The 26028-nt window shown below is 30.0% G+C and carries 18 protein-coding genes and 1 rRNA gene; 4 read left to right on the plus strand and 15 right to left on the minus strand.

Annotated features, from left to right (window positions below):
• Positions 1–7: 7 nt before the first annotated feature.
• The 4 genes from rapZ to IC218_RS12665 all read right to left on the minus strand — a co-directional run bounded on the left by rapZ (position 8) and on the right by IC218_RS12665 (position 3593).
• Positions 8–865 (minus strand): RNase adapter RapZ, encoded by an 858-nt coding sequence (rapZ, locus tag IC218_RS12650; RefSeq protein ID WP_227435598.1) that lies wholly within the window; start codon positions 863–865, stop codon positions 8–10.
• A 52-nt stretch (positions 866–917) separates the two neighbouring features.
• Entirely contained in the window at positions 918–1631 is a 714-nt protein-coding gene (locus IC218_RS12655) for a PHP domain-containing protein (RefSeq protein WP_227435589.1), read from the minus strand.
• A 3-nt stretch (positions 1632–1634) separates the two neighbouring features.
• Positions 1635–2549 carry a UDP-N-acetylmuramate dehydrogenase gene (murB, locus tag IC218_RS12660; protein WP_227435587.1) on the minus strand — a complete coding sequence of 305 codons (915 nt, stop codon included), beginning with the start codon at positions 2547–2549 and terminating at the stop codon, positions 1635–1637.
• 273 nt (positions 2550–2822) lie between these two features.
• Positions 2823–3593, minus strand: a complete 771-nt coding sequence (locus IC218_RS12665; protein WP_227824598.1) for a formate/nitrite transporter family protein — start codon at positions 3591–3593, stop codon at positions 2823–2825.
• A 317-nt stretch (positions 3594–3910) separates the two neighbouring features.
• On the opposite strand from IC218_RS12665, the gene cls reads away from it, so the two are divergent.
• From cls to IC218_RS12685, 4 genes are all read left to right on the plus strand, one after another.
• A complete protein-coding gene (gene cls / locus IC218_RS12670) occupies positions 3911–5392 on the plus strand; it encodes a cardiolipin synthase (protein WP_227435582.1) in 1482 nt (493 codons plus the stop codon).
• 315 nt (positions 5393–5707) lie between these two features.
• A complete protein-coding gene (locus IC218_RS12675) occupies positions 5708–6205 on the plus strand; it encodes a complex I 24 kDa subunit family protein (protein WP_227435580.1) in 498 nt (165 codons plus the stop codon).
• Positions 6206–6221: 16 nt separating this feature from the next.
• A complete protein-coding gene (locus tag IC218_RS12680) occupies positions 6222–8108 on the plus strand; it encodes an NADH-quinone oxidoreductase subunit NuoF (RefSeq protein WP_227435578.1) in 1887 nt (628 codons plus the stop codon).
• A gap of 22 nt (positions 8109–8130) precedes the next feature.
• On the plus strand, positions 8131–9912 hold the full coding sequence (locus IC218_RS12685; protein WP_227824599.1) for an NADH-dependent [FeFe] hydrogenase, group A6: 1782 nt from the start codon (positions 8131–8133) through the stop codon (positions 9910–9912).
• A gap of 123 nt (positions 9913–10035) precedes the next feature.
• Here the strand turns inward: IC218_RS12685 and IC218_RS12690 are convergent, their stop codons facing one another.
• The 11 genes from IC218_RS12690 to rrf form a co-directional block, all read right to left on the minus strand.
• The gene (locus IC218_RS12690) at positions 10036–11832 is read right to left on the minus strand and encodes a MutS-related protein (protein WP_227824600.1); all 1797 of its coding nucleotides are present in this window, start codon (positions 11830–11832) and stop codon (positions 10036–10038) included.
• A 145-nt stretch (positions 11833–11977) separates the two neighbouring features.
• Entirely contained in the window at positions 11978–12907 is a 930-nt protein-coding gene (gene hprK / locus IC218_RS12695) for an HPr(Ser) kinase/phosphatase (protein ID WP_227435572.1), read from the minus strand.
• Positions 12907–14724, minus strand: coding sequence for an excinuclease ABC subunit UvrC (uvrC, locus tag IC218_RS12700; RefSeq protein WP_227824601.1), 1818 nt, complete (start codon positions 14722–14724; stop codon positions 12907–12909). The genes hprK and uvrC overlap by 1 nt, the downstream gene beginning before the upstream one ends.
• A gap of 263 nt (positions 14725–14987) precedes the next feature.
• The gene (gene uvrA, locus IC218_RS12705) at positions 14988–17813 is read right to left on the minus strand and encodes an excinuclease ABC subunit UvrA (RefSeq protein ID WP_227435565.1); all 2826 of its coding nucleotides are present in this window, start codon (positions 17811–17813) and stop codon (positions 14988–14990) included.
• A gap of 18 nt (positions 17814–17831) precedes the next feature.
• Entirely contained in the window at positions 17832–19802 is a 1971-nt protein-coding gene (uvrB, locus tag IC218_RS12710) for an excinuclease ABC subunit UvrB (RefSeq protein WP_227824602.1), read from the minus strand.
• Positions 19803–19989: 187 nt separating this feature from the next.
• Positions 19990–21252, minus strand: a complete 1263-nt coding sequence (locus IC218_RS12715; protein WP_227824603.1) for an alkaline phosphatase family protein — start codon at positions 21250–21252, stop codon at positions 19990–19992.
• A gap of 103 nt (positions 21253–21355) precedes the next feature.
• The gene (locus tag IC218_RS12720; RefSeq protein WP_227481803.1) at positions 21356–22660 is read right to left on the minus strand and encodes an ABC transporter substrate-binding protein; all 1305 of its coding nucleotides are present in this window, start codon (positions 22658–22660) and stop codon (positions 21356–21358) included.
• Between the two features lie 30 nt (positions 22661–22690).
• Positions 22691–23551, minus strand: coding sequence for a carbohydrate ABC transporter permease (locus IC218_RS12725; protein ID WP_227824604.1), 861 nt, complete (start codon positions 23549–23551; stop codon positions 22691–22693).
• A 43-nt stretch (positions 23552–23594) separates the two neighbouring features.
• Positions 23595–24464 carry a carbohydrate ABC transporter permease gene (locus tag IC218_RS12730; RefSeq protein ID WP_227435546.1) on the minus strand — a complete coding sequence of 290 codons (870 nt, stop codon included), beginning with the start codon at positions 24462–24464 and terminating at the stop codon, positions 23595–23597.
• Entirely contained in the window at positions 24448–25518 is a 1071-nt protein-coding gene (locus IC218_RS12735; RefSeq protein ID WP_227824605.1) for an ABC transporter ATP-binding protein, read from the minus strand. Before IC218_RS12735 ends, IC218_RS12730 begins: the two co-directional genes overlap by 17 nt.
• 392 nt (positions 25519–25910) lie before the next feature.
• Positions 25911–26027 (minus strand): 5S ribosomal RNA (rrf, locus tag IC218_RS12740).
• Position 26028: the final 1 nt, after the last annotated feature.

Raw genomic sequence — 26028 nt, forward strand, 5'->3', positions numbered from 1 at the left:
GCCTCCATTATCGTAACATAGAGTCTCTGTGTTTTTTTACAACTCTATATCCTTTATTAGATAAATCCTCCGCTATAAGATTTGTTATAGTAACTGACCTATGTCTTCCACCTGTACATCCAACACCAATTACTAGATGTTGTTTTCCTTCTTCTATATATTGAGGTACTAAGAAATGAATCATATCCAAAAGTTTTACATAAAATTCCTCACTAATTTTAGAATTCATAACATAATCTCTAACTTCTTTATCGTCACCAGTTTTAGATCTCAATTCTTCAACATAATATGGATTAGGAAGAAATCTTACATCGAATACTAAATCTGCATCAGCAAGTATACCATGTTTAAATCCAAAAGATACTACAGATATAGTTAAATTAGGATTATCTTCACCAGAAGAATATATTTTCTTTATTTCTTCTTTAAGGTCTTTTGGTTTCATATTAGTTGTGTCAATTATGCATGTAGAAAATCCCTTTAAAGGCTCCATTATTTTTCTTTCCATTTTTATACCTTCTGGAATTTGCATGTCTTTCGCCAATGGGTGATTTCTTCTTGTCATTTTATATCTCTTTAACAATACATCATCATTACAATCTAAATACACCATTTCATATTCATAATTTTCTTTTTCTAAGTAGTTTAAACTTTCATGAAGAGCTTCAAAAAACTTTCTTCCTCTTATATCTATACCTAGAGCAACTTTATCAATACTTGAATTTGGTTGATAACATAATTCTGCAAATTTAGTTATCAAAGCAGGAGGTAGATTATCTACACAATAAAATCCCATATCCTCTAAAGCTCTCATTGTTTCACTTTTTCCAGACCCTGAAAGACCTGTAACTATAACAAATTTCATTGCTAACTCCTCCTTTTTATCTTCTGTTTATTACACTTTTATCTTTCGATTATTACACTATAATATTTTCTACTAATGATATATCCATATTTGAATCATATACAGCTTTAATAGCTCGTTTAAAATCACCCACTCTTTCTGGGCAATGTGCATCTGACCCTATTATAAATTTATTTCCTATTTCTTTTATTTCGTTTATTTGTTTTACATTTAAAAAAGAATGACTACTATTTATTTCAAGCCTTGTATCTGTCTTTTTTGCTACCTTTGCTATTTCTTCTATATATACATCACCTTTATCACCAGGATGTGTAATTACAAAAATATCATTATTATTCATAGCATTTATTACGGCTTTTGTATTATACTCTTTTGCTTTTTCAGTTTTAAAAATATAGTTATTACAATGATTTAATAAACTTCCAAATGATGTAGGAGTAGAACCAAAATGGTATCCAGCCATGATATAGTCAAGTTCTTTTATAAATTTTTCATCCATGTCTATATTACCTTTATCATCTAATATGTTACACTCCATACCCAAAAGTATATTTATATCACTATATTTATCATTCAAAGAATTTATTTCTTCTCTCATTTTATGAATATCTTTCCTCTTTACACCATATGCGATATGTTTATAACTATGGTCTGATATTCCGATTGTCTTTATCCCTTTAGCAATGGCCACCTTTACATTATCTTCAATAGTTCCCTTACCATGACTATATAATGTATGTGTATGATAATCAGCCAATATTTTCATTTGTTAATCCTCTCCAAGTATTTTGACTTCTTCTTCCAACATAACCCCAAACTTGGCATATACAGCACTTTTTATAACATATATTAAATCTAAAATATCTTTAGCACTTGCTTCTCCTAAATTAATCACAAATCCACAATGCTTCTCAGATACTTGAGCACCTCTTAAAGTAAGTCCTCTTAGTCCAGTTTCTTCTATTAACTTCCCTGCAAAATATCCTGTTGGTCTTTTAAATGTACTTCCTGCACTAGCAAAATTTAATGGTTGCTTAGTTGTTCTTCTTGTTGTTAAATCATCCATTAAACTTTTTATTTCATCATAATTTCCTTTTTGTAAATCTATTTCTGCTGATAAAGCTATATACCCATTTTTCGTTATTATACTTTTTCTATACCCAAATTCCATCTGTTCATTTGACAGTTCAAAGATATTTCCTTCCATATCTATTAATCTTACCGATTTTACTATATCTTTCATTTCACCACCATATGCTCCTGCATTCATGGCTAATGCTCCACCCAATGTTCCAGGTATACCTGAGGCAAACTCAAATCCTTTTAATTCTTGTTTTTGAAGAGCTTTACCTAAAACAGATAATAAAGCTCCTGACTGAGCAATTATTTTAGTGCCCTTTATCTCATAAGAATTAAAGTTGTCTGCAAGTTCTATTACTATGCCTCTTATTCCACCATCTTTAATTAGAATATTTGAGCCATTTCCAATTATTAAATATGGAATAGACTCTTTTTTAACTAACTGAAGTACATTTTTTAACTGCTCTTCAGTTCTAGGTCTAACCAATATATCGGCTGGCCCTCCAACTCTAAATGAGATATGTTTTTTCATAGGTTCATCTATTTTTATATCATCTTTGCTTAATATATTTAATAAATTTTCATATATATCTTGATTATTCATTGTATTTCCTCCCAAATTATACTAAACTTCAGTTGTCATTATTATCTAAATTATATTAATATATAGTATTAACTATATTCAATAATATATGATTTTGCTTATCATACAGATTTCATATTTTTAAGTTTTTTAATTCCAAACTATATTCAATAAATATATAATAAAGTAAAAAAAAAAAAATAACAACATATAAAAGAACATAAATAATTTAAAAAAAGCATCAATATCGCTGATATCAATGCTTTAAAAGGCTATTTAATTCGTATTATTTATCTAACTATTTTTCACATAGCAAAGATAATAAATTCCCCCAACTATTATAGAACCTCCAACTACATTTCCAAGCGTTACAAATACCAAATTAGTTATTAATTGAACCATAGTAATATCTGCTCCTAATGCCATTCCCATTGGTATAAAAAACATATTTGCAACACTATGTTGGAATCCACATAACACAAATAACATTATTACTGTCCAGCATGAGGCTAACTTAGATACTATGTCTTGAGATGCTGTAGCCATCCATACAGCTAAAACTACTAAAATGTTACAAAGTATTGCTTTTAAAAACATTGAAACTATCGTTGAATTAACTTTAGCTTCTGCTACAGCTATGGCTTTTATAGCTGCATCCCCTGTTAATGTAGAAGAATAATATAAAAGTGCCACTAAAAGTAGTGAACCTACTAGATTTGCAAAATAAACTAAGCCCCAGTTTCTTAGCATTTTCCCTAATGTTATTTTTTTATCCATAAGTGGAATAAACATTAAGGTATTTCCAGTGAATAATTCTGCCCCTGCTACCACTACAAGCATAAGACCTACTGGAAAGACCATAGCACTTAAAAAACTAGCTATTCCTGGGTCTATCTTACCAAAAGTCTGACTAATTATTATACTTCCCAATGCCCCAAAACCTATAAATGCTCCTCCAAGTAAACCTAATAAAATTGCATTTTGTGTTGAAATATTCGCTTTTTTAATGCCTGCACTTATAGTTGCTTGTGCAGTTTCCCCAGGTGTCAAGAATCCTTTACTCATAAATCCTTCCCCCTTAAAAATTATACTTTTCCTTGTCTTTTTATGGCAATAATTATATAATAACAATATGATATATAATAAATTTTATTAATATAAAAAATATACTATATGTTTATATATACTTGTCTCATATAATTATATTATTTATTATATACCAACTTTGTTAATTTCGAAATAATTTATATTGAATTTGAAAAATTTACCTTTCGAATATTTATTTTACTTTTTTATTGTTGAGGTATTATATATAATAGATATATGTTTGTGTTATTATATATAATTACTTATTTTAATAAATATTTAAAGGAGGAAATTTTATGTTTGATATATCATTTTTCGAAATGTCAATATATGAAATAGCAGTTACTACAATATATATAATTAATTTCATGGTTATACTAAATCTCATTTTTAGAGAAAAGAGAAATATAAATACAACTCTAACATGGCTTCTTATATTAGTATTAATACCAGCTCTTGGATTTATACTTTATATAGCTTTTGGCAGAAATATTTCAAAAAACAATATGTTTAGATTAAAAGAAAAGGATGATAAGATAATCAAAAGCAATATACTAGATACTCAAGTTAAATTACAATCTACATCTGAAATTAATTCAGAGATACATCAACATAAGGATATGATTTATGCATTAGCTAATTCAAATAATGCTCATTATACCAATAATAACGATGTGTGGATTTACGCTGAGTCTAGTCAATTTTTTAACACTCTTCTTGAAGAACTTAAGAAAGCAAAGAAATATATAAACATACAGTTTTACATTTTCAAAGATGACAAAATCGGAACTGAAATAATTGACATTCTAGTAGATAAAGCCAAAGAAGGTGTAGAAGTAAGACTTTTATTTGACGCCGTTGGTGGTAGAACACTAAAAAATAGTACACTTTCTAGATTAAAAGAAAGTGGTGTTAAAGTTGGAAGTTTCTTTCCATCATTCTTAAAAATTGTAAACTTTAACTTAAACTACAGAAACCACCGAAAAATAGTTGTCATTGATGGAAAAGTAGGATTTGTAGGTGGATACAATGTTGGAGACGAATATCTAGGTAGAAATCCAAAATTTGGTCTATGGAGAGATACACATACTAAACTTACTGGTGATTGTGTAATTGACCTAAATATGAGGTTTATCCTTGATTGGAGATATACAACTAAAGAAGATTTAGATTTAGAAAAGTACTTCGTAGAAAGTGAAACACCTTCTGATTGTCCTTCTGAAAATATTGGGATTCAGATAGTATCAAGTGGTCCAGATATATTAGAACTTGATGAAATTAAATATGGTTACCTTAAAATGATTCAGAAAGCTAGAAAGTATATATACATACAGAGTCCTTATTTAATACTTGACTCAACATTTATAGATACTTTAAAAATAGCTTGTTTATCTGGTGTTGATGTAAGAATTATGATTCCTTCTAAACCTGACCATCCTTTTGTATACTGGGCATCATATTCATATGCTGGAGAACTTTTAAAATTTGGAGCTAAAATCTACACTTATGGTGAAAATGCATTTTTACATGCTAAGACAATAGTTATAGATGACTCTATATGTTCTATAGGAACAGCTAATATGGATATAAGAAGCTTTGAGCTTAATTTTGAAGTAAATGCATTTATGTACTCTTCAAAAAAAGCACTAGAGCAAAGAGTTATATTTGAAAATGATATTTTAGATTCAAAAGAAATAACATTAGATGTATATAATTCTAGGTCTACTTATATAAAAATCAAGGAATCAATTTCTAGACTATTATCATCAGTTTTATAAATCTTTTATTTTATAAAAATTTTACCTTTTGGTTTATTTTTTAAAGTTTTTTATATATATTATTTTTTTTTTATTGGATTCAGTCCATTTTTTTTATTTTTTTTAACTATTCTGAATTATTTTATATTATAATAGACTAGTATAGTTTTTTTTTAATAGGTAACTTTTTTGCATTGTTTTTATGAATAAAGAAATTGTTGTATATTATTCTTTCTTTATTGTTTTGGTTTTGTTCACCAACATAATATTGGTGTCAACTCATGGTTAATTATTTTATGAAAAATAATAACTTTAAAAAGAAAAGGGGGATTTGTTATGTGCGATTTTATTTCACACAACAAGCAGTTATTTGACGAATTAGATATATTTATTGACTCTCTTGCAACAAAGGAAGGTGCTTTGATACAAGTTCTACATGAAGCTCAAGGTATATTTGGATATCTTCCAAAAGAAGTACAACTTCATGTTGCTAAAAGACTTGGAGTAGCTCCTGCAAAGGTATATGGGGTTGTTACATTCTATTCTTATTTCACTACAGAACCTGTAGGTAAGTATAAAATAAGTGTCTGTCTAGGTACTGTATGTTTTGTAAAAGGTGCTGATAAGATATTAAGTGCTTTTGAAAAACAGCTTGGTATAAAAGTTGGAGAAACTACTAGTGATTTTAAATTTTCTTTAGAAGGTTTAAGATGTTTGGGGGCATGTGGTTTAGCTCCAGTTGTTACTGTAAATGGTAAAGTTTATGGTAAAGTAAAACCAGATCAAGTAAGCGAAATATTGGATACTTATAGAGAATTAGAATTGAATTGTTAAGAGGGGTGAATAAATAATGCGTAAAGTAAATTCATTTGATGAATTAAAAGTTTTAGCTGATGAGCTAAAACCTAGTCTTAGCCTAAGAAAAAATTATTCTAAGGAAAATGTATTAAGAAGAGAATTACTTGTTTGTTGTGATACTGGATGTACATCTTCAAACAGTATGGAAATAGTTAGTGAGTTAGAAAATGAAATAAAAAAATCAGGAATACAAGACAAGGTTGATGTTCGTTTAACAGGTTGTTTTGGTTTCTGTGCTCAAGGTCCTATCGTAAAAGTTTATCCTGATAACGTTTTCTATGTGAAAGTTGAACCATCTGATGCTGAAAAGATAGTTCAAAATCACTTAATTAGAAATACAGTTGTTGAGGAATTATTATATGAAGAAGAATCTTTAAATAAAAAAGTAGAAGCACAAGAAGAAATGTCTTTCTACAAAAAACAATTACGTATAGCTCTAAAGAATTGTGGGCTTATAGACCCAGATAGTTTAGAGGATTATATTGCTAATGATGGTTATTTAGCTCTAGGTAAATGTTTAACGACTCTTACTCCTCAAGAAGTTATTGCAGAAGTAAAGACTTCTGGTCTTCGTGGTAGAGGAGGAGCTGGATTCCCTACAGGTTCTAAATGGGAAGCTGCTTCAAAGAATCCTGCTGGCCCAACTGATAAAAAATTCGTTGTCTGTAATGCTGATGAAGGAGACCCTGGTGCATTCATGGATAGATCTGTACTTGAAGGAGACCCTCATAGTGTACTAGAAGCTATGGCAATATGTGGATATGCTATAGGTTCTGATACAGGGTACATATATATAAGAGCTGAATATCCAAAATCTATAGAAAGACTAAAAGTAGCTATAGCTCAAGCTGAAGCACATGGCTTACTTGGTGAAAATATCTTAGGTACTGGATTTAACTTCAAATTAGAATTAAAATACGGTGCAGGAGCTTTCGTTTGTGGTGAAGGTACAGCTTTAATGCATTCAATTGAAGGTAGACGTGGTGAACCTAGAATGAAGACTTATAGTTCTTCTAAAAGTGGATTATGGAAATCTCCTACTTGCTTAAACAATGTTGAAACTTTTGCTAATATTCCAGCAATCATACTTAAGGGTGGAGACTGGTTTGCTAACTTAGGTACTGATGATTCTAGTGGTACTAAAGTTTTTGCTCTTGGTGGAAAAGTAGAAAATGTAGGTCTTGTTGAAGTTGCAATGGGTACTACTTTAAGAGATATTGTATTTGAAATTGGTGGAGGAATTCCTGAAGGCAAAAACTTCAAGGCAGTTCAAACAGGTGGACCGTCTGGTGGATGTATACCAACTGAACATTTAGATATACCTATAGATTTTGGTTCATTAAGCTCTATAGGCTCAATGATGGGTTCTGGTGGTATGCTTGTTCTTGATGAATCTGACTGTATGGTAGATATAGCCAAATTCTTCCTTGAGTTTACTGTTGAAGAATCTTGTGGTAAATGTACACCTTGTCGTATAGGTACTACGAGATTATTAGAAATATTAACTAAAATTACAGAAGGTAATGGTACTCTACAAGATTTAGACGACCTAGAAAACCTTGCTGAAACTATACAAACTGCTTCATTATGTGGTCTTGGTAAAGCTGCTCCAAACCCTGTTTTAAGTACTCTTCAATATTTCAAAGATGAGTATATAGCACATGTTGTAGATAAGAAATGTCCTGCTGGCAAATGTCAAAACTTACTTTCTTACTTCATAACAGATGCTTGTAAGGGTTGTACAAAATGTTCTAGAGTGTGTCCTGCTGGTTGTATAACAGGTTCTGTTAAAGAACAACATACAATAGATACTTCTAAGTGTCTAAAATGTGGTGCTTGTATAGATAATTGTACATTTAATGCTATAATCAAGAAATAACTTATTTGGAGGAGGAATAACAATGAGTTTAGTTAATTTAACTATCAATGGCAAACATGTTTCAGCACCTAGTGGAACTTCTATCTTAGATGCTGCAAAACTAATAAATATAAAAATACATAACCTTTGTCATTTACATATGAATGAGATAGATAAGCTTGATACTTGTGCTTCTTGTCGTGTTTGTATGGTTGAGACAGAGAGAGGTTTAGTTCCAGCTTGTGGAACAGTTATAAAGGAAGGTATGAGAGTTCAAACTAATAGTGCTAAAGCATTAAATGCTCGTAGAACTATTGTTGAGTTACTATTATCAGACCATCCGCAAGATTGTTTTATATGTGAAAAAAATGGAGACTGTGAATTACAAACTATAGCTGCTGATTTAGGAGTAAGAAAGATAAGATATCAAGGTTCTAAGTCTTTTGCAGGTAAAGATACCTCTACTAAATCTTTAGTTAAAGACCATTCTAAATGTATATTATGCAGAAGATGTGAAACTGTATGTAATGATATCCAAACAGTTGGAGCATTATCTGGAGTTAATCGTGGATTTAATACTTTAGTTAGTACATTTTTTAATGCTGATATGGTTGAAACAGAGTGTACATTCTGTGGCCAATGTATTTCTGTCTGTCCAACTGGAGCGTTAACAGAAGTAGATAATGTTCCTAAACTATGGGATGTTTTAAATAAAAAAGAAAAAACTATAGTAGTGCAAGTTGCCCCTGCTGTAAGAGTTGCTATTGGTGAAGAGTTTGGATTAGAACCAGGTTCAATATCTACAGGAAAAATGGTTGCTGCTTTAAAAGCACTTGGGTTTGAGCATGTATTCGATACAAACTTTGGTGCAGACTTCACTATAATGGAAGAAGCTACTGAATTTATAGAAAGAATTCAAAAAGGTGAAAATCTACCTATATTAACAAGCTGTTGCCCTGCATGGGTAAACTTCTTAGAACACAATTATCCAGACCAATTAAATCTAGCATCTAGTTGTAAATCTCCTCAAGGTATGTTTGGTTCTATAGCTAAGAATTACTATGCACCTAAAATACTAGGAATTAATCCAGATGACCTTTATGTTGTATCTGTAATGCCTTGTGTAGCTAAGAAGTATGAAGCTTCAAGAGAAGAATTAAGTGAATCTGGAATATTAGATGTTGACCTTTCTATAACTACTAGAGAGCTAGCTAAGATGATAAAAGAAGCTGCTATTGATTTACCTAATCTTCAAGACCAGGATTTTGATAATCCATTAGGAAAATCTACTGGTGCTGCGTCTATATTTGGAGCAAGTGGTGGAGTTTTAGAAGCTGCTCTACGTACTTCATATGAAAAGATAACTAACAAAACTTTAGATAATGTAAACTTTACTAATGTTAGAGGGCTTAAGGGAATCAGAGAAGCAAGTATAGATGTTGATGGAACTACAGTCAATGTATGTATTGTAAATACACTTAAAAATGCTAGAAAAATGATGGACAAAGTTAGAAGTGGAGAATGTAAATACCATATCATAGAAGTTATGGCATGCCCTGGTGGATGTGTTGGAGGAGCTGGTCAACCTTACCATCATGGTAATACTGAGATAATTGATAGACGTGCGAATGCATTGTATGAGATAGATAGAAACAAGGCTATTCGTAAGTCTCATGAAAATCCTGACTTACAAGCTATTTATAAAGACTTCTTTGGAGATCCAAATAGCGATGTAGCTCATAAATACCTTCATACTCATTACTTTGATAAGAGTTGTATTTATGAAGAATGTCCAAAAGAATGTGCTTGTGAAGAAGCTAAATAAATTTTAACAAATTGAAAAACTAAAATATTCTCAAATAAAAGGATTGTATAAAGTGCTTTTAAGTACTTTATACAATCCTTTCTATTTTAATCATGATAAGCTACATTTCTACACTTATCTTTCTTAAAGTATCCCTGCCATTTTCATAAGCTGTTTTGCATTTGTAGTCTTACATCTTCCATCTTTTATGGCATAGTCAAAATAGATTTTATCATCAACATAGTACTCTGAAAAATGGTAGTTTACAATCTCTACATCTCCACCACTTGAAAGGTCACATAACTCAAAATCATGTGTTGTAACCATACTTATAATCCATGGCTTTGATAGTTTCTTTACTGCCTCACTTGCTCCAATAATTCTATCAGCAGAGTTAGTTCCTTTAAAAATCTCATCAACTAAAACTAACATCGGTAATTCTTTTACACTATATTGAATCATTGATTTTATTCTGAGAATTTCAGCATAAAAAGTTGATATACCTTGGCTTACATCATCTTGTATTCTCATAGATGTAAATATATACATACATGTGGCATCAAAATTTTTAGCACATACTGGAGCACCTGCATATGCCAATACTAAATTTACACCAATACTTCTTAAAAATGTCGTCTTCCCTGACATATTTGAACCTGTAATGATACATGTTTGAGAATTTAATTTTATTGAATTTGCTACAACACTTTTCTCTGCTATTAATGGATAGTATACTTCTTCAACTTCTAACTTTGGAATACTTTCGCTTTTTATTATTGGAAAACATGTATTTTCTTTTACTTGACCAATAATAGTTAAACTTATTAAAGCTTCAAACTCTCCAATAGATTCAAGCCACCCTCTAATTTGATTTCCATATACACTTTTCCATCTTTCTAGAGATTCTGCACAGTGATAATTCCACATAAGAACACCACAAGCAAGTATATAAACTATTTGATTATATCTTAAGTTTACTGCATTACCTATTGAGTTCAGCTGTTTAATACCTTTTGAAACACCATTACCTTTAGAAAGTTTTGCTTGTAATTCTTTTAAATATGGGCTTTCAAATGTCTCTTTCTCTAAAACTTCAAACATCTTTTCATATACTTGTATACTTCTACTAAATGAGAATAATGGAGATAAAGTCTGCATAAGCTTTGTATTCCCAAATCCACCAAATCCTAGCTGAAGTACAAAAAGTAAAAAAACAGGTAACACAGGCAAAAACCCTAATATAAAAAATATAAAAGATAGTATTGTTGCAGTAGGTAAACCCCAAGTAAAAACATGCATCCACTTAGGTATATATACTTTTTTATCTTCTCCATACTCTATAAATGACTCTATACTTCCATCAGAGTTGGTTTTTTGTTCCTTACCAATTATATTACTCAAGGTCTGAATATGGATAGAAAAATCCTGTTTTGATAATAACTCTTTTACTGCTGTTTGTCTTTCTAGGATTATATTATCGTTTGGATTTTCATTCCATAAGGACTTAGCTAAAGACTTCTTTCCATAGGATGTATTAGCTATACAAATATACTGATATAGTGATGCTCTTCCAAATAAGTCTAAATCTTTTGCTTGTGAATTTTCTTCTTGTATATATTCTTTTCCATCTATTTTGAATTCTTTCCACTCATCACCAAATCTCTTAACATACTTATCCAGCACTTCACACTTACTCTTAAAATACGATTCTTCCTCTTTTATTTTATTATGAATAACTAAAAGTGAAATAAATAGAATCAATGCTACAATTCCAACAAAAATACCTACTGTATTTTTATTGTAAAATCCAATAGCAAATCCCGCTATCAATATTAAAAAAGATATTAATCTAGCTGTACTTATATTATTTGATTTTTTATTTAAGAGCAGTTCTTTTTCAGTAGTACTTTCTAAAAGCTTACTAAAATAGTTCATTCCCATAAAGACTCCAACTTCCTTATCATATAATAAATTTAAATATAGTATTAAATTTAAACTAATAACCTTAAAAGCTAATTTAAACTCCAATTATATAATATATATTTTATAACTATTCCATACAATTTTATTTTATATGCACTCTCTATTACTTAGTATCAATAAGTTTTGATAGTTTCTTAGTAAATTCTTGAGCTGCATCATACCCCATTCCTCTTTGTCTAAAATTCATTGCTGCTACTTCTAGTATCATAGCAGTATTTCTTCCAGGCTTGACAGGAACAACCAACTTCTCTACATTAACACCAAGTATTTCTTCATATTCTTTATCTAATCCAAGCCTATCGTAATACTTATTTTCATCCCAAGCTTCTAAATGTACTACTAAATCTATCATTTTAGAATTTTTGATAGCTCCTACACCATATAGACTTCTGACGTCTATTATACCTATTCCTCTTATCTCTAGGAAATGTCTTATTAATTCAGGAGACTGACCCATCAACATACTTTCATCTAATTTTCTTATTTCTACAGCATCATCTGCAACTAATCTATTACCTCTCTGAATTAGTTCTAATGCTGTTTCTGACTTTCCTATACTACTCTCTCCCTTTATCAAAACACCTATACCATAAATATCAACTAAAACTCCATGAATCGTTGTATGTGGTGCTAACTTATTATCTAAGTAGTTTGATAATCTATTTATAAGTCTAGTTGTGTTTCTGTTTGTACTTAAAAGTATTCTCTTATACTTTTTAGCCTTTTCAATCACATCTGGTTTTATTTCTAAATCTCTAGAAATTATTAAAGCTGGTATTTCATATGAGAAAAATCTATTTAGTACCTCTTCTCGAATTTCATTATCCATCAATCCAAAGAAATTATATTCTGTTTTTCCAACTATTTGTATTCTCTCATATGCAAAGTAATCAAAATATCCTGCAAATTGTAAACCTGGTCTATTTATATCTTGAGAGTATACATAATAATCTACATCATCAGGCATGTATACTACTTTAAGTTTTAAATCTTTTATTATTTCTCTTATTGATACTTTATTGCTAGTTTCCATCAAATTTCTTCCTTCCTAAAAAAATTATAAACATTCTCTGCAATGCTTTTATTCATTCCTTCTACTTCTAAAAGTTCTTCAAAAGTAGCTTCTTTTATGGCTTCTACATCTTTAAAATGACTCATCAGTGCTTTTTTTCTTTTTTCACCTATCCCTTGTATATCATCTAAGATAGATTTTGTCAAAGCTTTATTTCTTAGACTTCTATGATATGTTATTGCATAATTATGAACTTCTTCTTGTATACTAGCAATAAATCTATATAAACTAGTTGTCTTATCCAACTCGATTTCTTTTTCTTTACATATTAACCCTTTAGTTCTATGCTTATCGTCTTTGTACATTCCCCAAAGTGGTATGTCTACATCATTAAGTTCTAATACTTTTTTTACAGCGCTAACCTGTCCCTTTCCTCCATCCAACAATATAAGGTCAGGTAAATTTCCATGTTTCAATCTTCTATCTACAATTTCAGCCATAGAATCATAATCATTAGGTCCAATGACTGTTTTTATTTTATATCTTCTATACTCTTTTTTATCTTTTTTAGCATTTGTATAGACTACCATAGAACCAATTGAATCTACTCCTTGTATATTTGATATATCAAAAGACTCTATTCTTATTGGCAATTTTTCTAAGTTTAACAATCGTTTTAATTCTTCTAATGCTCCAATACTTTTTTCATATTTCCTTTTGTTCATATCAGAAAATTTTTCAAGGTACTCTACTGCATTTTTTCTCACCATTTCAACTAGGCTTTTTTTCTCTCCTTTTTGTGGTACTCTTATTGTTACTTTTTGCCCTTTTTTAGACGATAGCCATTCTTCTAATATACAACTGTCTTCTATCTCATCTTCTATAATTAGTTCTTTAGGTATATATTCTTGCTCATTGTAAAATTGTTTTACAAATGAACTCAATATAGAAGCTCTTGGGCTATCCATTACCCCTTCTAGTATAAAGTGTTCTCTCCCAACAATCTTACCATTTCTAATAAAAAATACTTGTACACAGGCTTCATTATGAGCTCTTGCCATCGCAACTACATCCTGATTTAAATCGGTTACAGTAGCATCTATTTTTTGTTTTTGTATCATTTCTTCAAGACTCTTTATTTTATCTCTATATATAGCCGCTTCTTCAAATCTAAAATTCATAGAACTCTCATTCATCTTTTCTTTTAAGAGCTCCATCAACTTTTCTTCTTTCCCCGATAGACACATTATAATTTCTTCTATCATCTTTCCATATTCTTCTTTGGATACATTTCCTGTACAAGGTCCTAAGCACTTATTTATGTGTAAGTTTAAACAAGGTCTTGTTTTATTTTTTATCGCTTTTTCTATGTCAATTTTACAACTTCTTATTGGATAGGTACTGTTTATAAGGTCTAAAGTATCATTTACCGCAGTTATATTAGTATATGGTCCAAAATACTTTGCTTTATCTTTAAGAACCCTTCTAACCTTTAAAATCCTTGGATAATCTTCATTTGTAGTCACCTTAATATATGGGTAAGTTTTATCATCTCTAAGTAACACATTATACTTTGGTCTATATCTTTTTATTAAATTACATTCAAGTATTAATGCTTCCAACTCTGAATCTGTTATAATGTATTCAAATTTATATATATTCTTAACCATAGATTTTACTTTAGATGTATGGTTTTTTGAAGATTGAAAATACTGCCTTACTCTATTTTTTAGAGATATAGCTTTTCCCACATATATTATATGGTCGTATTTATCCTTCATTAAATATACACCAGGCTCAGAAGGTAATTTTTTTAAGTGGTCTTGTATATCAAACATATCGCCCTCCAAAACATTGAGTTTTATATTAAAATTATACCCTAAAATGTGAAAATTAAAAAGTTATTCAATTTCCAGCATTGTACACAAGTTAAAGTCCATATCATCTTCTATAATTGATTTAAAAGCAATCTCAAATACGAAGAACAATATGGACTTTATGTTTGGTAATTATCTACAATTTATTTTTAATTTATTTACTTCTAATATTTTCAACTTATTTTTATATATTTACAGTTAAAATTTTACACAGTTTATATAACCTAAGAGAAATATTTACTTAAGAATTGACCTGTATAAGACCCTTCAACTTTAGATACTTCTTCTGGTGTTCCAGTTGCAACTATAGTTCCACCTTTATCTCCACCCTCTGGTCCTAGGTCTATTACATAATCACAAGTCTTTATAACATCTAGATTATGTTCTATAACTATAATTGTATTTCCTGTATCTGCTAATCTTTGTAATACGTGAATTAACTTATCTACATCTGCCATATGAAGTCCTGTAGTAGGTTCATCTAATATATATAAAGTCTTTCCTGTTGGTCTTTTACTAAGTTCTGATGCTAATTTTATACGTTGTGCTTCTCCTCCAGACAATTGAGTTGAAGGCTGTCCTAATTTAATGTATGAAAGACCTACATCCATCAATGTATCTAGCTTTCTTTTTATGTTTGGTATATTTTCAAAAAACTCAACAGCTTCTTCTACATTCATATCTAGTATATCAGATATAGTTTTATCTTTGTATTTTACTTGTAATGTTTCCCTATTGTATCTTTCACCCTTACAAACCTCACAAGGAACATATACATCTGGTAGAAAGTGCATCTCTATTTTTATTATTCCATCACCTTTACAAGCTTCACATCTACCACCTTTTACATTAAAACTAAATCTTCCCTTTTTATATCCTCTTGCTTTAGCTTCATTAGTAGCAGCAAAAATATCCCTTATAAAGTCAAATACCCCTGTATAAGTAGCTGGATTTGAACGAGGTGTTCTTCCAATTGGACTTTGGTCAATATTTATAACCTTATCTATATTTTCAATTCCTTTTATTTCTTTGTGCTTACCAGCTCTTTGTTTTAGTCTATTCACTTTACTTGCAACACCTTTATAAAGTATGTCATTTATTAGTGTACTTTTCCCAGAACCTGAAACACCTGTTATACATGTAAACTTACCTAATGGCAATTTTACATCAATATTTTTTAGGTTATTTTCTGATGCTTTGATTACTTCTATAAAACTTCCATTTCCTTCTCTAGTAGTCTCAGGAACTAATATTTGTTTTTTTCCACTTAAGTACTGACCTGTTATTGAGTTTTCATTTTCTATTATTTCATCTAAAGTTCCTTGTGCAACTATCTCACCACCATGTATACCTGCACCAGGTCCAATGTCTATAACATAATCAGCTTCTCTCATTGTATCTTCATCATGTTCTACAACAATTAAAGTATTTCCTAAATCTGTTAGATGTCTAAGAGTGCCTATAAGTCTGTCATTATCTCTTTGATGAAGACCTATACTTGGCTCATCAAGCACATATAACACTCCAACTAATGCTGAACCGATTTGAGTTGCTAATCTTATACGTTGCGCTTCTCCTCCTGAAAGTGTTCCAGCTTTTCTTGATAAATTCAAATAATCAAGACCAACATCTCTTAAAAACTTAGCTCTTCCCTTTATCTCTTTTATAATCTCATGAGCTATAAATCTTTGCTTTTCTGTAAGAGTTACATTTTCCATAAAATCTATCAATTCGTTAACAGATAAGTTTGTTACTTCCATTATATTTTTTCCATCAACTAAAACAGATAAAACCTCTTTTTTAAGTCTCAATCCCTTACATTTTGGACAAGGTCTTTCTGCCATATATTCTTCAATTTTGTCTCTCATATACTCTGAGTTAGTTTCTTTGTATCTTCTCTCTAAGTTTACTACTACTCCTTCAAAATATGATTTATAATTTCTAGTTCCTCCAAATTTTGATTCATAAACAAACTCTACCATTATATTATCCTTACCATAAAGTAACTCTTGAACAAAATCTTCTGGTAAATCTTTAAATGGAGTTGTCAAAGATACCTTAAAATGCTCAGCTAAACTTTTTATCATTTTGCTATAATAAGTATCGTCGTTGACACCTGTTGAACCCCAAGCAGCCACGGCACCTTGTTTTATTGATAAATCTTTATTTGGTACAACTAGTTCTGGGTCAACTTCTTTACTTTCCCCAAGACCATTACAAACATCACAAGCTCCAAAAGGAGCATTAAATGAAAACATTCTTGGAGATAATTCTTCTATCCCAATTCCATGTTCTGGACATGCAAATTTAGTTGAGAAAAGAATCTCTTCTCCATCTATTATTTGAGCTATTACAAGACCATCTGATAGTTTAACCGCAGTTTCAATTGAATCTGCAAGTCTAGATTCTATTCCATCTTTGACTACTATTCTATCCACTACTACTTCTATACTGTGTTTTTGGTTTTTAGTTAAAACAATATCATCACTTACTTCATAGTTTTCTCCATCAACTCTAACTCTTACAAATCCTTCTTTTTTAATATTATCTAAGACCTTTTTATGTGTACCTTTTTGACCTCTAACAATTGGCGAAAGTATTTGCAACTTAGTTCTATCTGGAAAATCTAGCATTTTATCAACTATTTCTTGAATAGTCATTTGACTTATTTTTTCACCACATGTAGGACAATATACATCGCCTACTCTTGCAAATAACAATCTCAAATAGTCATATATTTCTGTTACTGTTCCAACTGTAGAGCGTGGATTCTTTGAAGTAGTCTTCTGATCTATTGAAATAGCTGGTGATAGACCTTCAATATATTCTACATTTGGCTTTTCCATTTGCCCTAAAAACTGTCTAGCATAAGCAGACAAACTCTCTACATATCTTCTTTGGCCTTCTGCATATATCGTATCAAATGCCAAAGATGACTTTCCAGAACCAGACAATCCTGTAAAAACTATAAACTTATCTCTTGGTAACTCTAAATCTACATTTTTTAAATTATGCTCTTTTGCTCCTCTTATTATAATTTTATCTTCCATAACCTTGTTTTTACCTTTCTATTTTTCCAATTTTTCTTCCAACTGTTTTACCTTATCTCTTAATTCTGCCGCTCTCTCAAATTGTAAGTTTTGAGCAGCTTCCATCATCTCTGATTTTAATTTTTCTATATTATCTTTTATCTCTTCTTTATCATCTGTATCAGTTATTCCATAGACAACTTCTTCCTCTGCAACCTTAGTTGCTTCTATACTATCTCTTACACTTTTTTGTATAGTCTTAGGAGTTATGTTGTGTTCTTCATTATATAAATTCTGTATAGCTCTTCTTCTTTTTGTCTCATCAATAGCATTTTGCATTGAATCAGTTATCCTATCAGCATACATAATAACTCTTCCATTTTCATTTCTAGCTGCACGTCCAATAGTTTGTATTAATGCTGTTTCGGAACGTAAGAAACCTTCTTTGTCTGCATCTAAAATTGCTATAAGTGAAACCTCTGGTATATCTAGACCTTCTCTAAGTAAATTTATTCCTACAAGTACATCAAATTTTCCTAGTCTTAAGTCTCTTATTATCTCTGTTCTTTCTAATGTAACTATATCTGAATGTAGATATTTAACTTTTATTCCTATTTCTTTAAGGTAATTAGTTAAATCTTCACTCATTTTTTTAGTTAAAGTGGTTATAAGCACTCTTTCATTTTTTTCTATTGTTTTAGTTATTTCCCCTACTAAATTATCTATCTGATTATTTATAGGTCTTACTTCTACAATTGGGTCTAAAAGGCCTGTTGGTCTTATTATCTGTTCAGCTATAGTCTCAGAATGTTGAATTTCATAAGGACCTGGTGTAGCACTTACAAACAATATTTGATTTATGTTTCCTTCAAATTCTTGAAAATTTAACGGTCTATTATCAAGTGCAGAAGGTAATCTAAATCCATTTTCTATAAGAGATGTTTTTCTTGATCTATCTCCTGCGTACATTCCTCTTACTTGCGGAATAGTAACATGTGCCTCATCTACAATTATCAAATAATCATCTGGAAAGAAATCCATTAATGTATATGGTCTTTCTCCTTCTTCTCTTCCAGTAATATGCCTTGAGTAGTTTTCTATCCCCTGACAAAACCCTATCTCCTTTAACATTTCTATGTCATACTTCGTTCTTTGCTCAATCCGTTGTGCTTCTAAAAGCCTATCATTTTCTTTAAAAGTCTCAATTTGTTCTTGAAGTTCATCTTCAATTTGAACAATTGCATTTTCAATTCTTTCTGGTGTTGTTACATAGTGAGATGCGGGGAAGATAACAACATGATTTCTTGTCCCAACAATCTTTCCTGTTACATAATCAATTTCTGTTATTCTATCTATTTCATCACCAAAGAACTCTATTCTTATTGCTTTTTCATCATTGCTAGCTGGAAATATTTCTAATATATCTCCTCTAACTCTAAAAGTCCCTCTTGTAAAATTTATATCATTTCTTTCATATTGTATCTCTATTAACCTTTTTATTACATCATCTCTATCCTTCTGCATACCAGGTCTTATAGATAACATAAGTTCTTTATAATCTTTTGGGTCCCCCAAACCATATATACAAGATACTGAAGATATTATTATAGTATCTCTTCTTTCTAAAATAGATGCTGTAGCAGAATGTCGAAGTTTATCTATTTCGTCATTTATACTTGCATCTTTTTCTATATAAGTGTCACTGTGAGCTACATATGCCTCTGGTTGATAGTAATCATAGTAACTTACAAAATATTCAACTGCATTGTCTGGGAAAAATTCTTTAAACTCACTATAAAGTTGTGCTGCTAGTGTTTTATTATGAGCCATTATTAGGGTAGGTTTTTTAACTTGTTGTATTATATTTGCCATTGTGAATGTTTTTCCTGAACCTGTTACACCTAACAATGTCGAAAATTTTTCATTTCTATTTATAGAATCCACTATTGATTTAATAGCTTCTGGTTGGTCACCTGTTGGTTTGAAGTCTGACTTTATTTTAAAATCCATAGTATCACTCCTTCTTTTCGAACATTAGTTCCTAACATGTATTATTATATCATACCTTTCTAGAATTGTTTCAGTTATTTTAAATATTTTACCCATTTAAATTTTACTTAAATCTAAAATATAAAAAAAGACTTCTATCTTTATAATAGAAGTCTATAAGTAATGGAAAATAAATACTTTATCCAGTTTATATAATGAAATCAAATGCTTCTTTTTCAACTCCATCTAGCTTCAAATCGAATAGTCTTAATATAGTTGCTGCATGAGCTCTTAAGTCGCCTTCTTCCTCTACTACGCCTGTTTTTATTTTAGGTCCAAAAGCTATAAACGGAGGTCTATTCCCCTTAGTAGGTAAATGACCATGTGTAGCAACAGCAAACTTGTAATCTTTTATATCAGAATCCTTTATAATATTTCCTTCTAAATCATTTCCAAATGAAATTCCTTCAATTCCTTCAATTACCATTTCAAAGTCGCCTTCAAGTCCAAGATTGGATGCTTCTTCTTTGGTAAATATATTCTCTATAAATAATTCTTCTTTAAACTCTTCAAGCAATACTCTCAACTCTTCTAATCTATTTTGGTTATTTACTATTATCTGTGCTGATATACCTGACGAATTTACATAGGCATCAAAATTCTTAACTACTCCATTTTCTACTGTTATAAATCCATGTGATTTAAGTAAAACATTTGGATTTACAACTTTATCAACTCTAAGATGACCATGGTCTCCGAGTATTATAAAATTTGTATCTTCATATGTACCTGCATCCTTTGTAGCTTGAATTATATCTCCTAACCATTTATCATTCATTTTCAAGGCTTCATTTACTTTTTCATTAAACAAACCATGGTTATGTCGTGTATGGTCCAAAGTTGCTAGATGTATTAACATTAAATCTGGATTATATTCTTTTATTACATCTATAGCACAATTTACTCCAAACAAATCCATATTAGGCTCTAATTTCCAATCAATATAGTGAGAATGTCTATCATAAATACTATCCATTATAACCTTACTTGAACTTTTTTCAAAAATTTCTCTTGGGTCATCTTCTCTATTAGGAGCCCATATCTCTGCAATATTATAATCTATATTTGGATTTGCACCCATTACAGGCCATAAGATACTAGAAGTAGTCAGATTATTGTCCTTTGCTACATCTATAATTGTCTTTACTTTTATATCTTTTGAATACCAATACCAATCTTTATTTTCTTTATTTGGGTCAAATTTTTCATTATGATATATTCCATGTTTTTTAGGATATACTCCTGTAACCATACTTGTATGACAAGGATATGTTAAAGTTGGATATACACAATTTATATTTTTCACCATAGAACAATTTTCTAAGATAGATTTAAAATTTGGTAGATTCTTTACAAATTCTAAATCTTTTTCAAATAAAGAATCTACTGATAATACTATAACTTTTGTCATTTACATTACCTCTTCATTCATATATTATTGGATACGTTCAATCAATCTATAATCTATATATGTTACAGGTGATATTTTATCAACATTTCATACCTGTCTATAATTATTTATTAGTCTTGTCTATTACTGCTTGCATTGCAGAAGTTCCTTTGCTTACTGCATCTTTTGGCGCCACATTTAAATCAGTAAGACCTTTTTTAATCTCATCCATTAACTTATCAGTTGCTTCTTTATATCCATTTAACATTGGAAGGGCAACAGCATATTGTAATTGGTCAGTTGCAACTTTATATTGTGGCTTTTCTTTATACAATGTTTGTAATTTTTCTGATTTAGTTGCATCTTCAGTTGTTGGCAGATATCCTGTTGATGAACTAAATTGAACTATTTTATCTGTTTGAGTCATCCATTCCATAAATTCTGCACTTGCATCTTTTTCTTTGTCTGTTCCACCTTCAAGCATAACTAAGTTTGCTCCCCCTGTAGGCGTTGCATATTTTTGATTTTTTGGTAAAAATGCTGTTGATATTTCAAACTTACCGTCTGTTTGTTGCATAAGACCTGCTAAATCTGCTGTTGATGTAAATATCATACCAACTTTACCATTTACAAAATCTTGCTTTGCTACATCCCAAGCATTATAATCTTCACCAGGTGGCATTTTCATTATTCCAGATTTCATCATATCTTGCCAGAATTTAACTGGTGCTTGACCTGCTTCATTATTGAATGCTACTTTTTTTCCATCAGTTATTTCTCCTCCACTTTGCATTACCATAGCTTCATAGAACCAAATATCTATTGGAGTTTCAAATCCATAAGTATCTTCTGATTTGTTTGTCATTTTACTAGCATATGTTTTAAGTTCTTCCCATGACTTTGGTCCTGAAGGGTCAAGGCCTGCTTTAACTGCCATATCCTTATTTATGTATAGTATTGGTGTACTTCTATTAAATGGCATACCAACAAACTTATTTTCATAATATGAATTTGTTAGAAGACCAGAAAAAAATCTTTCTTGGTATGCCTTATCAAAGTATTTACTCATATCTACTAAAGCTCCTGCTGATGCAAATGTACCTGTTTGAGTTATTTCTAATAATGTTACATCTGGTTGGTCTTTAGAAGTTAATGCAGCTTGTAATTTTGTTGCATTTTCATAGTAATCTTTTTGTTTTAGCATATTTACTTGTATGTCTTTATGTTCACTATTAAACTGGTCAACCATTTTTTGTGCAGTTTCACCATTAGTTCCACCCAAAGGTGCCCAGAAATCTATCTTTGTAATATTGCTATCTGTCTTTTCTCCTTTAGATGTATTTGAGTCATTAGAATTTGAACACCCAACTAAAGAACCTAATAATAATGTTATTGCTAATCCTGTTGCTAATTTTCTTTTAAGCTTCATTTCCATCCTCCAAATTTAGTTTTTGACTTTTTATTTTATTCCTGAATACATAAAAGCTTCTTTTACTTTTTTATTTGCAAATATATAAACAAGAATTATTGGTAAAATTAAAATTATATTTCCTGCCATTATTACATTCCATGCAGTAATTCCTTCTGAAGATTTAAGAAGAGCTACTCCGATTGGTAAAGTTCTTATTGCATCTGTATTTGTCATTACTAAAGGCCAGAAATAGTTATTCCAATGATATATAAAATTAAATAATATAAATGTTATTACTGCTGGTTTTGCCATAGGAACCATTATTTTAAACATTATTTTTAAGTCCGAAGTATTGTCTAATTTAGCTGCTTCAATAATCTCATTTGATATCTGCATAAAATTTTGTCTAAGCAGAAATATACCAAATGAAGATGTCATAAATGGAATTATAAGTGGCACATATGTATTTATAAATCCAAATTTACTCATCATCATATATACAGGTAAAAAAGTTACTTGTGGAGGAATCATAAGTCCTATGAGTAATAGTCCAAACAATACCTTCTCACCTCTAAATTTAATCTTAGAAAATGCATAAGCTGCAGGAACCATCACTAAAAACTGTACGATTAAAATACTACCTGTCACAAAGATACTATTTAATAAATATCTAAAAAATGGTCCTGAATTCCATGCTGTAGTATAATTTCCTAGTACTATATCGTTTGGTATTATTGTAGGTGGTAGTTGCATCATTTCTTGTGGGTTTTTAAAAGATGTTGACAGCATCCATATAAAAGGGAATATAAATATTGCAGATAAAAGTAGTAGAATTAATACTTCTATTGATTTTGATACTATTTTCTTTATATCAGCTTTATCTTTTTTAATAGGTCTTATAATGTCCATTTTGTCCTCCTTTTTAACACGCCTTATAATATATATTTTTTATTTATTGATAATGAACTTTTTTTGATAATAGTCTGAAATTAGCATATGTAGCAATCATAACTATGGCTAATAAAAACATACTTGCTGCACTTGCTTGCCCTATATCGTAATATATAAATCCAGACTCATATATATAATAAGATAACATGTTAGTTGAACCTAATGGACCACCTTGTGTCATTATGCTTATTTCGTCAAACACTTGAAATGATGCTGTTGTTGTTGTTATCATGAGAAAAAATATTGTTGGCGATAATAATGGCAATGTTACCTTAAAGAAATTCGTTATCTTGTTTGCATTGTCTAGTTTAGAAGCCTCATATATATAGTTTGGTATCGATTTAAGACCTGATAACACGATTAAAATATTGTATCCAAGAGTTTTCCATATTCCTATTAGAATCAATGACATTAAAGCTGAACTTTCACTTGAAAGCCATTTTGATGTTGGTAAATGCAATGTTGACAGTATCCAGTTTAAAAAGCCATATTGTGGCTCCATAATCCAAAGCCACAATACAGCTACAGATACTAGTGAAATTACATGTGGTGTAAAGATTATACTTTGTGTCAAATTGTGTATTATAGAGTTTTTATTTAACCAAACAGCAAGTACTATAGCTAGTGATATAGATATAATTACCATAAAAAAAGTATAAATTGCAGTATTCGTTATAGTTTGTATAAACTCTGGATTTTTTAAAAGCTCTGTGTAATTATTTAATCCTACATTTTCGAAAGTTGAACTAAGAAGACTTCCTGATTTGAAACTCAGCGATATTGTCTTAATTATTGGATATACTATAAACAGTAAAGTTCCTATAATTGCAGGTGTTATGTACAAATATGCTTTATTAAATTGCTTTTTCATAAATATCTCCTTTGATTTTAGAATACATATTCTTACATTCTTTTATATCATTTATTCTTTGCCCATCTTTATTAAAATAATATAAATCCTTTTCTAATACATTTACTTTCAAAGTTTTCCCTATATCAAATATATCGTTTTCTGTTTTAACCCTTACTTCACTGTCAAGAACAGATAAACAGTATATAGTTTCGTTTCCTAATACCTCTTTAGTTATAACCTTTCCAAGTAAATTAAAAGTATCATCATTTTTTATATCTATATTTATACTTTCTAATACAGCTTTTTCAGGCCTAAATCCAAGTTTGATATTATCCTTCATATTTAATATGTTCATACAAGGATTTCCGATAAATTGTGCCACAAACAAATTTTTAGGGTCTTGATATATTTTTTTTGGAGAACCTATTTGCATTATCTCTCCTTTGTTCATTATAACTATTTTATCCGCCATTGACATTGCTTCGACTTGGTCATGAGTTACATAAACAAATGTAGATTTTAATTTTTGATGTAACTGTATTAATTCTGTCCTCATTTGATTTCTCAGTTTTGCATCTAAATTTGATAATGGTTCATCCATTAAAAATACCTTTGGATTTTTAACCATTGCTCTAGCTAATGCTACTCTCTGTCTTTGTCCTCCAGACAAATTTCCTGGCTTTACATTTAAATATTCTTGTAATCCAACTATATCAATAACCTCTGTTATAAGTTCTTCTCTTTTTTCTTTTGGAACTTTTTTATTCTTTAAACCAAATTCTATATTTTCTTTTACAGTCATATGTGGATATAATGCATAATTCTGAAATACCATAGCTATATCCCTCTTACTTGCATCAGTTCTTGTTACATCATTTTCTTCAATTTTTAAATTACCTGAAGTTATATCTTCAAGCCCAGCAATCATTCTTAGTGTAGTAGATTTTCCACAACCACTTGGGCCTACCAATACCGTAAAAGAACCATCTTCTATAGTAAGGTTCAAGTTCTCTATAACAGTGTTCTTTTTATCATAAGATTTTGTGACATTTTCTAGTTTTATATCTGCCATTTTTTATCCTCCTCAAAATACTTTGTTTAGTCATACGATTTACTTATAAATTAATAATACTCTTTATTTGTAAAGGACATATTAAGACAAAGTGAACATATAGTAAATTTATTAAAATAGATGTTAAATCACATATATTTTCTGTTAAATTATACTAAACTTAAATAAATATACTGACTAATAAGATAGAATTAAAATAAATAAAATAACTGATATAGCAAATTAGACATAATAAAAAAGACCTCTATGGGGGATAGAGGCCTTTAAGTGGGGGAGATTGAGTAATTTATTTTTGCTATTAAGTTTTACAATTATATTATGTCCCAAATTTGCCATGTCTAAACACAAAAAATAAAAATTTTTTATTTTTTATAAATTTACTCAAAAAAATTACGTGGCTACGTCCTACTCTCCCAGGCAGTTTCCCACCAAGTACCATCAGCGCTAGAGAGCTTAACTTCTGTGTTCGGAATGGGAACAGGTGTATCCTCTCTGCTATTGTAACCACAT

The sequence above is a fragment of the Clostridioides sp. ES-S-0005-03 genome (assembly GCF_020658455.1).
Lineage (GTDB): Bacteria > Bacillota > Clostridia > Peptostreptococcales > Peptostreptococcaceae > Clostridioides.

Coding starts and splice junctions, on each gene's coding strand:
- IC218_RS12665 (WP_227824598.1), bottom strand. CDS start 3,593: ATGAGTAAAGGATTCTTGACACCTGGGGAAACTGCACAAGCAACTATA.
- murB (WP_227435587.1), bottom strand. CDS start 2,549: ATGAATAATCAAGATATATATGAAAATTTATTAAATATATTAAGCAAA.
- IC218_RS12725 (WP_227824604.1), bottom strand. CDS start 23,551: ATGGACATTATAAGACCTATTAAAAAAGATAAAGCTGATATAAAGAAA.
- cls (WP_227435582.1), top strand. CDS start 3,911: ATGTTTGATATATCATTTTTCGAAATGTCAATATATGAAATAGCAGTT.
- IC218_RS12730 (WP_227435546.1), bottom strand. CDS start 24,464: ATGAAAAAGCAATTTAATAAAGCATATTTGTACATAACACCTGCAATT.
- IC218_RS12680 (WP_227435578.1), top strand. CDS start 6,222: ATGCGTAAAGTAAATTCATTTGATGAATTAAAAGTTTTAGCTGATGAG.
- IC218_RS12655 (WP_227435589.1), bottom strand. CDS start 1,631: ATGAAAATATTGGCTGATTATCATACACATACATTATATAGTCATGGT.
- rapZ (WP_227435598.1), bottom strand. CDS start 865: ATGAAATTTGTTATAGTTACAGGTCTTTCAGGGTCTGGAAAAAGTGAA.
- hprK (WP_227435572.1), bottom strand. CDS start 12,907: ATGGAAACTAGCAATAAAGTATCAATAAGAGAAATAATAAAAGATTTA.
- IC218_RS12675 (WP_227435580.1), top strand. CDS start 5,708: ATGTGCGATTTTATTTCACACAACAAGCAGTTATTTGACGAATTAGAT.
- uvrB (WP_227824602.1), bottom strand. CDS start 19,802: ATGGATTTTAAAATAAAGTCAGACTTCAAACCAACAGGTGACCAACCA.
- IC218_RS12690 (WP_227824600.1), bottom strand. CDS start 11,832: ATGGGAATGAACTATTTTAGTAAGCTTTTAGAAAGTACTACTGAAAAA.
- IC218_RS12735 (WP_227824605.1), bottom strand. CDS start 25,518: ATGGCAGATATAAAACTAGAAAATGTCACAAAATCTTATGATAAAAAG.
- IC218_RS12685 (WP_227824599.1), top strand. CDS start 8,131: ATGAGTTTAGTTAATTTAACTATCAATGGCAAACATGTTTCAGCACCT.
- uvrC (WP_227824601.1), bottom strand. CDS start 14,724: ATGTTTGATATACAAGACCACTTAAAAAAATTACCTTCTGAGCCTGGT.
- IC218_RS12715 (WP_227824603.1), bottom strand. CDS start 21,252: ATGACAAAAGTTATAGTATTATCAGTAGATTCTTTATTTGAAAAAGAT.
- uvrA (WP_227435565.1), bottom strand. CDS start 17,813: ATGGAAGATAAAATTATAATAAGAGGAGCAAAAGAGCATAATTTAAAA.
- IC218_RS12720 (WP_227481803.1), bottom strand. CDS start 22,660: ATGAAGCTTAAAAGAAAATTAGCAACAGGATTAGCAATAACATTATTA.